General features: G+C 70.6%; 10 protein-coding genes and 1 riboswitch. Of the genes, 2 read left to right on the top strand and 8 right to left on the bottom strand.

The window, feature by feature from the left end; translation table 11 throughout:
* Window positions 1-2 precede the first annotated feature (2 nt).
* From RIM90_RS26940 to RIM90_RS26905, 8 genes are all read right to left on the bottom strand, one after another.
* The gene (locus RIM90_RS26940; RefSeq protein ID WP_309063350.1) at window positions 3-1,010 is read right to left on the bottom strand and encodes a ribonucleotide-diphosphate reductase subunit beta; all 1,008 of its coding nucleotides are present in this window, start codon (window positions 1,008-1,010) and stop codon (window positions 3-5) included.
* Window positions 1,010-3,373, bottom strand: coding sequence for a ribonucleoside-diphosphate reductase subunit alpha (locus tag RIM90_RS26935; RefSeq protein WP_309063349.1), 2,364 nt, complete (start codon window positions 3,371-3,373; stop codon window positions 1,010-1,012). Before RIM90_RS26935 ends, RIM90_RS26940 begins: the two co-directional genes overlap by 1 nt.
* A 145-nt stretch (window positions 3,374-3,518) precedes the next feature.
* Window positions 3,519-3,613, bottom strand: a riboswitch (cobalamin riboswitch).
* Window positions 3,614-3,690: 77 nt separating this feature from the next.
* The gene (locus RIM90_RS26930; protein ID WP_309063348.1) at window positions 3,691-4,227 is read right to left on the bottom strand and encodes a GNAT family N-acetyltransferase; all 537 of its coding nucleotides are present in this window, start codon (window positions 4,225-4,227) and stop codon (window positions 3,691-3,693) included.
* A 48-nt stretch (window positions 4,228-4,275) separates the two neighbouring features.
* Window positions 4,276-5,904 (bottom strand): monocarboxylate uptake permease MctP, encoded by a 1,629-nt coding sequence (gene mctP / locus RIM90_RS26925; protein WP_309063347.1) that lies wholly within the window; start codon window positions 5,902-5,904, stop codon window positions 4,276-4,278.
* Window positions 5,901-6,167: a DUF3311 domain-containing protein gene (locus tag RIM90_RS26920; RefSeq protein WP_309063346.1), complete on the bottom strand. Its 267-nt coding sequence runs from the start codon at window positions 6,165-6,167 to the stop codon at window positions 5,901-5,903. Before RIM90_RS26920 ends, mctP begins: the two co-directional genes overlap by 4 nt.
* Window positions 6,168-6,351: 184 nt before the next feature.
* Window positions 6,352-7,116, bottom strand: coding sequence for a GntR family transcriptional regulator (locus tag RIM90_RS26915; RefSeq protein ID WP_309063345.1), 765 nt, complete (start codon window positions 7,114-7,116; stop codon window positions 6,352-6,354).
* Between the two features lie 174 nt (window positions 7,117-7,290).
* Window positions 7,291-8,076 (bottom strand): glucosamine-6-phosphate deaminase, encoded by a 786-nt coding sequence (gene nagB, locus RIM90_RS26910; protein ID WP_309063344.1) that lies wholly within the window; start codon window positions 8,074-8,076, stop codon window positions 7,291-7,293.
* A 180-nt stretch (window positions 8,077-8,256) separates the two neighbouring features.
* On the bottom strand, window positions 8,257-9,009 hold the full coding sequence (locus tag RIM90_RS26905; protein WP_309063343.1) for an SDR family oxidoreductase: 753 nt from the start codon (window positions 9,007-9,009) through the stop codon (window positions 8,257-8,259).
* 164 nt (window positions 9,010-9,173) lie between these two features.
* On the opposite strand from RIM90_RS26905, the gene RIM90_RS26900 reads away from it, so the two are divergent.
* Together RIM90_RS26900 and RIM90_RS26895 are read left to right on the top strand one after the other, a co-directional pair.
* Entirely contained in the window at window positions 9,174-9,839 is a 666-nt protein-coding gene (locus RIM90_RS26900) for a TetR/AcrR family transcriptional regulator (RefSeq protein WP_309063342.1), read from the top strand.
* A gap of 339 nt (window positions 9,840-10,178) precedes the next feature.
* Window positions 10,179-11,654, top strand: a complete 1,476-nt coding sequence (locus RIM90_RS26895) for a PAS domain-containing sensor histidine kinase (RefSeq protein WP_309063341.1) — start codon at window positions 10,179-10,181, stop codon at window positions 11,652-11,654.
* Window positions 11,655-11,717: the final 63 nt, after the last annotated feature.

Below are 11,717 nucleotides of genomic sequence, written 5' to 3'. Positions count from 1 at the left end.
CCCTAGAAGTCCTCGTCCAGGTCGACCGTGCCCTCCACGGCGACCTGGTACGCGGACGGGCGCCGCTCGAAGAAGTTCGTCAGCTCCTGGACGCCCTGGAGCTCCATGAAGGAGAACGGGTTCTCCGAGCCGTACACCGGAGCGAAACCCAGCCGGGTCAGGCGCTGGTCGGCGACGCACTCCAGGTACTGCCGCATCGACTCGGTGTTCATGCCCGGCAGCCCGTCACCGCACAGATCGCGCGCGAACTGCAGCTCCGCCTCGACCGCTTCCCGCAGCATGTCCGTCACCTGCTGCTGCAGCCGGTCGTCGAACAGCTCCGGCTCCTCCTTGCGGACGGTGTCGACCACGTCGAAGGCGAAGGACATGTGCATCGTCTCGTCGCGGAACACCCAGTTGGTGCCGGTCGCCAGCCCGTGCAGCAGGCCCCGGCTGCGGAACCAGTAGACGTAGGCGAAGGCCCCGTAGAAGAACAGACCCTCGATGCACGCGGCGAAGCAGATCAGGTTGAGCAGGAAGCGGCGGCGGTCGGCCCTGGTCTCCAGCCGCTCGATCTTCTCCACCGAGTCCATCCACGTGAAGCAGAACTCGGCCTTCTCCCGGATGGAGGGGATGTTCTCCACCGCCGCGAAGGCGGCCGCCCGGTCGTCCGGGTCGGGCAGGTAGGTGTCCAGCAGGGTCAGGTAGAACTGGACGTGGACCGCTTCCTCGAAGAGCTGCCGCGACAGGTACAGCCGCGCCTCGGGGGAGTTGATGTGCTTGTACAGCGTGAGCACCAGGTTGTTCGCCACGATCGAGTCACCGGTGGCGAAGAACGCCACCAGCCGGCCGATGAGGTGCTGTTCGGCGGGGCTCAGCCTGGCCAGGTCGGCTACGTCGGAGTGGAGGTCGACCTCCTCCACGGTCCAGGTGTTCTTGATGGCGTCCCGGTAGCGCTCGTAGAAGTCGGGGTAGCGCATGGGGCGCAGCGTGAGCTCGAAGCCGGGGTCGAGCAGGTTCCGATCGGTCATTACTGGCAGGCCTCGCAGGACTCGGGGTTTTCGAGGGAGCAGGCGACGGCCTCGGGGTCGGCGGCCTGCGGTACGGGGACGGTGGCCTGTGCGGCGCGGGCGATCCGGGTCGCCGGGCGGGAGCGCAGGTAGTACGTCGTCTTCAGCCCGGACTTCCAGGCGTACGCGTACATCGAGGAGAGCTTGCCGATGGTCGGCGTCTCCAGGAACAGGTTCAGGGACTGCGACTGATCGAGGAACGGCGTGCGGGCGGCGGCCATGTCGATCAGGCCGCGCTGCGGGATCTCCCACGCCGTGCGGTACAGCCGGCGCACCTCCTCGGGGATCCACGCGAAGCCCTGCACCGAGCCGCCCGCCTCGCGCAGCGCCTCGCGGGTGCGCGCGTCCCACACGCCCAGCCGCTTGAGGTCGTCCACCAGGTAGGAGTTGACCTGGAGGAACTCCCCGGACAGCGTTTCGCGCTTGAACAGGTTGGACACCTGTGGCTCGATGCACTCGTACACGCCCGCGATCGAGGCGATGGTGGCGGTGGGAGCGATCGCCAGGAGCAGCGAGTTGCGCATCCCGACGGACGCGATCCGCTCGCGCAGCGCCGCCCAGCGCTCCGGCCAGGAGAACTCGACGTCGTAGTGGTCGGGGTGCAGCACGCCCCGGGCGGTGCGGGTCTTCTCCCAGGCCGGGAGCGGGCCGTCCCGCTCGGCGAGGTCGGCGGAGGCCTCGTAGGCGGCGAGCATGATCCGCTCGGCGATCCGGGTGGACAGGGCCTTCGCCCCGGGCGAGTCGAAGGGCAGGCGCAGCCGGAAGAAGACGTCCTGGAGGCCCATCACCCCCAGACCCACCGGACGCCAGCGGGCGTTGGAGCGGCCCGCCTGCTCGGTCGGGTAGAAGTTGATGTCCACGACCCGGTCGAGGAAGGTGACGGCCGTGCGGACGGTCGCGTCCAGCCGCTCCCAGTCGAGGTCACCGGCGGCCGCGTCGACGAACGCGCCCAGATTGACCGACCCCAGGTTGCAGACCGCCGTCTCCCCGTCGTCGGTGACCTCCAGGATCTCCGTGCAGAGGTTGGAGGAGTGGACGACATGGCCCGGAGCGGCTGTCTGGTTGGCGGTGCGGTTGGCGGCGTCCTTGAAGGTCATCCAGCCGTTGCCGGTCTGCGCGAGGGTGCGCATCATCCGGCCGTACAGCTCACGGGCGGGGAGGGTCTTCCTGGCCAGCCCCTCGGCCTCGGCGGCCCGGTAGGCCGCGTCGAACTCCTCGCCCCACAGATCGACCAGCTCCGGCACGTCCACCGGGGAGAACAGCGACCACTGCGCGTCGGCGTTCACCCGGCGCATGAACTCGTCCGGCACCCAGTGCGCGAGGTTCAGGTTGTGCGTGCGGCGGGCGTCCTCACCGGTGTTGTCGCGCAGCTCCAGGAACTCCTCGATGTCGGAGTGCCAGGTCTCCAGGTAGACCGCCGCCGCGCCCTTGCGCCGTCCGCCCTGGTTCACGGCGGCGACCGAGGCGTCCAGCGTCTTCAGGAACGGCACGATGCCGTTGGAGTGCCCGTTGGTGCCGCGGATCAGCGAGCCGCGGGCGCGGATGCGGGAGTAGGACAGTCCGATGCCGCCGGCGTGCTTGGAGAGGCGGGCCACCTGGTGGTAGCGCTCGTAGATGGAGTCCAGCTCGTCCTTGGGGGAGTCCAGGAGGTAGCAGGACGACATCTGGGGGTGGCGCGTACCGGAGTTGAACAGCGTGGGGGAGGAGGGCAGGTAGTCCAGGCGGCTCATCAGCCCGTACAGCGCGGCGACCTCGTCCACCGACCGCACGCTGTCGTCCTCGGCGAGGCCGGCGGCGACGCGCAGCAGGAAGTGCTGCGGCGTCTCGACGACCTTGCGGGTGATCGGGTGCCGCAGCAGGTAGCGGCTGTGGAGGGTGCGCAGGCCGAAGTAGCCGAAGCGGTCGTCGGCCCGGGGGTCGATCAGCGCGTCGAGCCGGTCCGCGTGCAGCCGGACGAACGCGGCGGTGCGGTCGGCGATCAGGCCCTCGCGGTGCCCGGTCGCGACGGACCCGGTGAACGACGTGACGCCCTGCGAGGCGGCCTCGGCACGGATGCCGATGGTCAGCAGCCGGGCGGCGAGCCGGGAGTAGGCGGGGTCCTCGGAGATGAGCCCGGCCGCGGCCTCGGTGGCCAGTTCCCGCAGCTCCGTCTCGTCGGCACGGGCGGACCGGCCGCGCAGCGCGGCGGCGGCGACCCGGCCGGGGTCCGCGTCGGGCAGGTCGGCGGTCAGCTCGGTCAGGGTCCGCAGCAGCGCGGCACCGGGGCCGTCGCTCTGTTCTGTCCCGCCGGTCGCTGAAGCCGGATCGGCTGGCGCGATGGTCACGTGGGGCTCTCCCTCGCTCGGCACGGGGGCCTCGTCGAGGGCAGGGGGCAGCACACGAGCGCACGCGGCGTCGCGTCCACCGGCCCATTCCACGAGGCCCGGACGTCAGGGCACCCGGACCGGACGGCCGGGCGCACTGTCGGCAGGTCCTCGGACTGAAGCCCGTGCGTGCCCGCGCGACGACGCGAACACGCACAAGTACACCGTTGCGGGACAGTTCCGGATTCACACCGGATTCCCCTGCGGCGACAGCGAGCATGAGCATACATCTTGTGCCGGGTGCTGTCGGCAGGCCCATATGTTGTGTCTTGATGGTGTCAGAGCGTCAACTCGTAGGTGAGGAGCGTGAGGTCGTCCAGCCCCGGGAAGGGGCTCCGGTCGTGCCCGGGCGTGCGGGTGAAGCCCAGCCGCTCGTGGATGCGGTGGGCGGAGTGCAGGGTGCGCTGGGTCGACAGCACGATCCGGGCGCAGCCCTCGGTGGCCCGTGCCCGGTCGACGCAGGCGCGGACGAGGGCCTCCCCGGCACCGCGGCCCCGGGCCGCGCCGGCGACCGCGAGCATCCGGATCTCGGCCTCGCCGGGCCCGGCGAGGTCCGCCATCGGCCCGCCGTTCGGTACGAAGGTCACCCCGCCCAGCACGCTTTCGTGCTCCACGGCGACCAGCACGTCGGCGGCCGCCGCCCGCTTCGCCACGTCCCTCGGCTCACCGAGGTACGCGTCGCTCTCCCCGAAGTCGAGCAGCCCGTCCAGGAGAGGGGCCCGCGCGGTGATCCCACCCGGTTCCCCGTACTCGCCGGCCTCCACCGGCCGGATGACGACGCCCCTGGGGGCGAGTGTGCCCGGCGGGTACGACAACGGGCCGCCGGATCCCTCCGGCGGCCCGTGGCCCGTGACGACGGCGGGTCAGTGCGTGCTGCCCGCCGTGGCCGGCGGGAGCTCCACCTGGACACCCGGGTCGCCCGCGTCCGCCGTGTAGTCCTCCGGCTTGGTCTGGTCGACGCCCTCGGGCGCCTTGACGGCCCTCAGGACGAAGGTCAGGACGACCGTCACCAGGAGGTTGATCACGAAGGCGGTGAGACCGATGTAGCCGATCTCGCCGATGCCCGGGATCTCCTTCGCCGAGCCGCCGAAGTGCTTCTGCGTCGGCGAGGCCACCCCGTACGCGGCGACCGTGCCGTAGACCATGCCGACCGCCCAGCCCGCGAGCAGCGCCCAGCGGTGGAACCAGCGGGTGAACAGGCCGCCCACCAGCGCCGGGAAGGTCTGCAGGATCCAGATGCCGCCCAGCAGCTGGAAGTTGATGGCGACCGTCTTGTCCATGGTCAGGACGAAGGCCAGCGCGCCCACCTTCACCAGCAGGGAGACGATCTTGGAAACCTTGGTCTCCTGGGCCGGTGTCGCGTCCGGCTTGAGGAAGTCCTTGTAGATGTTGCGGGTGAAGAGGTTCGCCGCCGCGATCGACATGATCGCCGCCGGCACCAGCGCGCCGATGCCGATCGCCGCGAAGGCCACGCCCGCGAACCAGTCCGGGAACATGTTCTCGAACAGCTGCGGGATCGCCAGCTGACCGTTGTCGACCTTGACCCCGGCCGCGATCGCCATGAAGCCCAGCAGCGCCAGCAGACCCAGCATCAGGGAGTACAGCGGCAGGATCGTGGTGTTGCGGCGGATCACCTCACGGCTGCGCGAGGACAGCGTCGCGGTGATCGAGTGCGGGTACATGAACAGCGCGAGCGCCGAGCCGAGCGCCAGCGTCGCGTACGTCCACTGGCCCGCGTCGCCCGGTACCAGCGCGCCGCGCGGCGCACCCGTGGCCGGGTTGGTCTCGCTGAACGCCTCGCTCGCGCTGGCGAAGATGTCGTCGAAGCCGCCCAGCTTGATCGGGATGTAGATGATCGCCACCGCGATGACGAGGTAGATCAGCGTGTCCTTCACGAAGGCGATCAGGGCGGGAGCGCGCAGACCCGACGAGTACGTGTACGCCGCCAGCACACCGAAGGCGATCAGCAGCGGCAGGTCCTTGATGAACCAGTTGGTGCTCTCCCCGCCGCCGACGCCCATCACGTCCAGCACGGCCTGGATGCCGACCAGCTGGAGCGCGATGTACGGCATCGTCGCCAGGATGCCGGTGAGCGCGACCGCCAGCGACAGCCCCTTCGAGCCGAACCGGCCGCGCACGAAGTCGGACGTGGTCACATAGCCGTGCTTGTGCGAAACCGACCACAGGCGGGGCAGGAAGGTGAAGATCAACGGGTACACGAGGATCGTGTACGGCACGGCGAAGAAGCCCGCCGCGCCCGCCGCGTAGATCGCCGCCGGCACGGCCACGAAGGTGTACGCGGTGTACAGGTCGCCGCCGAGCAGGAACCAGGTCACCCAGGTGCCGAAGGACCGCCCGCCCAGGCCCCATTCGTCGAGGGTGTGCTCGTTCGCCGCCTTGCGCCAGCGCGCGGCCAGGAAACCCATGACCGTGACGAGCAGGAAGAAGAAGAGGAAGACGGCGAGTGCCACGCCGTTCACGCCGTCGTTCACTGCGCCGCACCGCCCTTCGAGGCCGAGCGGGCGCGCTGGTCACGCTGCCAGAGCTTGTACGCGACCATGGTCAGCGCGGCGGAGACCGGCACCCACAGCATCTGGTACCAGTAGAAGAACGGGATGCCGATGAGGACGGGATCGGTCTTCGCGTACGACCCGACCCACAGCATGGCCACGAAGGGTGCGACGAGACAGAGGGCGATGACGACGCGCACGGGCGTCACCACCGGCCCTCTGCCGGTTTCTGGGGCTTGCGACATCAGACGGCTCCGTCCCCTCACTGATCACCTGCGGTAATGCGCAGGAAATCTAGGTCAGGGGGTGGCTCATCCGTAACCCCTCGTCCGTATTCCGGTACCTCGAATTCCGCTCAGCCGGGAGGCAGCGGCGGCGAAATCTCCGCCGGCCGTCCGCTTCGTCGGGGTTTCCGTCGGGGGCGCGCGCTCAGTCCTGCGGCCGCTTCAGCCGCGCGACGAACTTGTACCGGTCACCCCGGTACACCGACCGCACCCACTCCACCGGCTGCCCGTCCCGGTCCAGCGAGTGCCGGGAGAGCATCAGCATCGGCAGGCCGACGTCCGTGCCGAGCAGACCGGCCTCGCGCGGGGTGGCCAGCGAGGTCTCGATGGTCTCCTCGGCCTCCGCCAGGTGGACGTCGTACACCTCTGCGAGGGCCGTGTAGAGGGACGTGTACTTCACCAGGCTGCGGCGCAGCGCCGGGAAGCGCTTCGCGCTCAGGTGGGTGGTCTCGATGGCCATCGGCTCGCCGTTGGCCATGCGCAGCCGCTCGATGCGCAGCACCCGTCCGCCGGGCGTGATGTCGAGCAGTCCGGCGAGCCGGTCGTCGGCGGTGATGTAGCCGATGTCCAGCAGCTGCGAGGTGGGTTCCAGACCCTGGGCGCGCATGTCCTCGGTGTACGAGGTGAGCTGCAGCGCCTGCGAGACCTTGGGCTTGGCGACGAAGGTGCCCTTGCCCTGGATGCGCTCCAGGCGCCCCTCGACCACCAGTTCCTGGAGGGCCTGGCGCACGGTGGTGCGCGAGGTGTCGAACTCCGCCGCCAGCGTGCGCTCGGGCGGGACCGGGGTGCCGGGGGGCGCCGTCTCGGTCATGTCGAGCAGGTGCTTCTTCAGCCGGTAGTACTTGGGCACGCGCGCCGTACGGACCGTAGTCCCACCCTCGTTCTCCGCACTGCTGACGTCGGTGCTCATGCTCTGCCTTCCCGGCTCCGAGTGCCGAAGCGACCGACATCCCATCGGCCACGGCTCACATCGTGGCACGGCCCGGGGCGGGGTGCGCCCCGCACCTTCCGTGATCCCCTCTGTATACCGCCGGGACCGGGGCTGGTCTAGTCCACGATCGGCTCCCGGCCCGTGCGCCGGCGCTCAGATCCCCTGCCACTCCGGCTTGTTGGCGTAGGTGTGCCGGAAGTAGTCGGCGAGCTTCAGCTTGGAGGCGGCCGCCTCGTCGACGACCACCGTGGCGTGCGGGTGCAGTTGCAGCGCGGACGCCGGGCACACCGCCGCCACCGGTCCCTCGACGGTCGCGGCGACGGCGTCCGCCTTGCCCTCCCCGGTGGCGAGCAGCACCAGGTGGCGGGCCTCCAGGATGGTCCCGATGCCCTGGGTGATGACGTGATGCGGGACCTGGCCGATGTCGCCGTCGAAGAAGCGCGCGTTGTCCACCCGGGTCTGTTCGGTCAGCGTCTTGATCCGGGTGCGCGAGGCGAGCGAGGAGCACGGCTCGTTGAACCCGATGTGCCCGTCCGTCCCGATCCCCAGCAGCTGGAGATCCACACCACCGGCCTCGGCCAGCGCCCGGTCGTACGCCTCGCACGCGCCCTGCACGTCCTCGGCCGTGCCGTCGGGCCCCATGAAGGCGTCCATGCCGATCCCGAGCGGCTCGAGCACCTCGCGCCGGAGCACCGAACGATAGGACTCGGGGTGGTCGGCGGGCAGGCCCACGTACTCGTCGAGCTGGGCGATGCGGGCCCGTGAGGCGTCCACGGCGCCGCTGCGCACCTTGGCCGCCAGTGCCTGGTAGACGGGCAGTGGCGTGGAGCCGGTGGCCACGCCGAGCAGGGCGTCGGGCTTGCGCCGCAGGAGCTGCGCCATGGCCTCGGCGATGAGTTCGCCGCCGGCCTTGGCGTCCGCAACGATGACAACTTCCACGCTGGGCCTGCCGATCTGAGAGAGGGCTCGACTGGGACTGGACCCGGAGGGGACCATGTGGTTTAGACCAATCAATCTAGCAGAGCGGGCGTCACCCTCCCGGGTGAACGGCGCGGTGCGGTCCTCTTCCCGCCCCTTCCAGGATCCCAGGGCCGGGCGGGCTCGGCCCGTCGCGCGGTGCTACGTCAGCGACCCTCCGGTGGCGTCCACCCAGCTCCCCGTCACCCATCGGCCCGCGTCCGAGGCGAGGAACGCCACCACGTCCGCGACCTCCGACGGGGTCCCCACCTTCCCGAGCGCCGATATCGCCTCGGCCCGCGCCCAGCCGTCCTCCGTGCCGTGCAGGAACGCGGCCGTGTTGTCGGTGTCGATCAGCCCCGGCGCCACCGAGTTCACCCTGATGCCCCGCCGGCCCAGGATCTTGGACAGATCCCGGGAGAAGACGTCCAGCGCCCCCTTCGTCATCGCGTACGCCACGTTCTCCGGCATCACCGCGGTCCGGGCGAGCCCCGAGGAGATGTTGATGATCCGCCCCTCGTCCCGCAGCCGTGCCATGCCGTGCTTGACGATGAAGAAGGGTGCCTTCACGTTCACCGCGAAGACCGCGTCGTACTCCTCCTCCCGTATCTCCTCGATCGGTCGCGACGTCCCGATCCCCGCGTTGTTCACCAGCACGTCCAGGCCGTCCGCGTGCCGGTCGAACTCCTCCCACAGCGCCTCGGCGTCCCCGGGGGTGCCCAGCTCCACGCCGATCGCGAACGCCGAGCCGCCCGCCGCCTCGATCGCGGCGACCGTCTCCTTCGCCGCCGCCTCGTTCCGGCCGTAGTGCACCGCGACCCGTGCTCCGTCGCGCCCCAGTCGCTCGGCGATGCCCCGCCCGATGCCCCTGCTCGCCCCCGTGACGAGTGCCGTCCTGCCCGTGAGCACACCCATGCCGACGCCCCTCCATATTTTTCTAGCGGTCGCTACAGAAAAAAACCGTACGCCGGTCCGCCGACTTTTTCTAGTGCCCGCTATAAAATGCACTCCCCGGGGGGACGGCGAACGGAGCGCAGGGCGAGCGGGGCGGAAACGCCCGGTGGGCGAGGAGAGGTCGCATGGTGAGTGACGAAGGCGCCGGACGGAGCGGAGCCGCCCGTGCCGAAGCCGGGTCCGCGCGCAGGCCCCGCGGCCGCCCCCGCTCCTTCGACCGGGAAACCGCGCTGGAGAAGGCACTCCTCGCCTTCTGGGAGCACGGCTACGAGGCCACGTCGGTCTCCGACCTCACCCGCGTCATGGACATCGGCGCCCCGAGCCTCTACGCGGCCTTCGGCGACAAACGCTCCTTGTTCGACGAGGTCGTCCGGGTCTACGGGGCGCGGTACGGCTCCTTCACCGAGCGCGCCCTGGCCGAGGAGCCCACCGCCCGGGCCGCCGTCGGGCGGATGCTGCGGGAAGCCGCCACCGTGTACACCGAACCCGGCCATCCGCACGGCTGCCTCGTCGTCCACGCCGCCGCGAACTGCTCGAACCCCGAGGTCGAGCAGTCCCTGCGGGAGCGTCGTACGGCCAACATCGTCGCGTTCGAGCGCCGGATCAGGGACGACATCGCCACCGGAGCACTGCCCGCGGACACCGACGCCGGCGCGCTCGCCCGGTACACCGGGGCGATGATCCAGGGCATGTCGCAGCAGGCGCGGGACGGAGCGAGCCGGGAGGAACTGGAGGCGCTCGCCGAAATTGCCATGTCCGTCTGGCCCCACGCGGGAACCCCCACGGGTTAGGCTGCGTGGTGGACGCCCGGGCGTCCGGCCGGACGACGTGGCGGTCGACGGTGTGACATCAACGAACAACGCGCCGCGCATGGACACCGGAAGTGGTCTAGTCCACAATGCGTAACAGGACACACAAGCCTGCCTTCCCCGCACAGGAAGGCGGATCGAGGATCCGGAGCTCTCTGCCCTGACTGCCCCGGCTCCTCATCGCTCGGCCGACCGGGACCGCACACCCCGCGGCCGATATTGCTCCGGGCTGCGGTGCCGGGAGGGTTGAGGGTCCCTCCCAGGCGCCGCGGCCCGCGGGTGTCCTCCGGGGCGGCACAGCCCCCGGGTACGCTCGCTGACGTGCCCTCCATGAACGAACTCGTACGCCAGCACACCGCCCTCGACGACACCGACCTCGAGTGGCTCCACCTGCTGGTCTCGGAGTGGCAGCTGCTCTCCGACCTCTCCTTCGCCGACCTGGTCCTGTGGGTTCCCACCCGCGACGGCACCCGCTACGTCTCCGTCGCCCAGATGCGGCCGAACACCGGTCCCACCTCGTACCAGGACGACATGGTCGGCCACCTCGTCCCGCGCGGACGCCGGCCCATGCTGGACGCGGCCCTGGACGAGGGCCGGATCGTGCGCGAGGGGGACCCGGAGTGGCGCGAGGAGGTCCCGGTCCGCGTCGAGTCCATCCCCGTCCGGCGTGAAGGCCGCGTCCTCGGCGTGATCGCGCGCAACACCAACCTCCTCACCGTGCGCACCCCGAGCCGGCTGGAGCTCACCTACCTCCAGAGCGCCTCCGATCTCGCGCAGATGATCGCGGCCGGTGCCTTTCCGTTCGCGAACCAGCAGCTCGACATGGACGCCTCGCCCCGCGTCGGCGACGGGCTGATCCGGCTCGACGCCGACGGCATCGTCCAGTACGCCTCCCCGAACGCCCTGTCCGCCTACCACCGGCTGGGCCTGGCCGCCGACCTGGTCGGCCACCACCTCGGCCGGACCACCGCCGAACTGGCCCCCTCCCGCGGACCGGTGGACGAGGCGCTGGCCAAGGTCGCCAGCGGCTGGGCCCCGCGCGAGTTCGAGATCGAGGCGCACGACGGGGTGATCCAGTTCCGGGCCATCCCGCTCAAGCCGAAGGGAACGCGCATCGGGTCACTGGTCCTCCTCCGGGACGTCACCGAACTCCGCCGCCGCGAACGCGAGTTGATCACCAAGGACGCGACCATCCGGGAGATCCACCACCGGGTGAAGAACAACCTCCAGACGGTGGCGGCGCTGCTGCGGCTCCAGGCCCGGCGGATCGGGTCCGAGCGCGGCCGGGAGGCGCTGGAGGAGGCGGTGCGCCGCGTCGGATCCATCGCGATCGTGCACGAGACGCTCTCCCAGAACCTCGACGAACGCGTGGAGTTCGACGAGATCGCCGACCGCGTCCTGGCGATGGTCGCCGAGATCTCGCCGGGCAAGGTCACCGGCCGGCGCACCGGCCGCTTCGGCATACTCGACGCGGAGGTCGCCACCCCGCTGTCGATGGTGCTGACCGAGATCCTGCAGAACGCGCTGGAGCACGGCTTCCGCGAGGGCGAGACCGGCACCGTCGAGGTGTCCGCGGTCCGCGGCGGCACCACGAAGGAGGCCCGCCTGCTGGTCACCGTGCAGGACGACGGCGTGGGTCTGCCCGAGGGCTTCGACCCGCACACCGCCGGCAACCTCGGCCTGCAGATCGTACGGACTCTGGTGGAGGGCGAGCTGGGCGGCACCTTCGACATGGTCCCGGCCCCCGACCGGGGGACCCGGGTGATCCTCGACATCCCGGTGCAGTCGGGCAAGTAGCTCAAGTTCCCGCAAGCCGAGGGAGCCTGACGGTATGTCAGGCTCCCTCGGCGTACCGGGCGG

This window comes from Streptomyces sp. (assembly GCF_031181555.1).
Lineage (GTDB): Bacteria > Actinomycetota > Actinomycetes > Streptomycetales > Streptomycetaceae > Streptomyces > Streptomyces fimbriatus.
The sequence above is the reverse complement of the archived record's forward strand: the minus strand, read 5'-3'. Positions and strand labels throughout refer to the sequence as shown.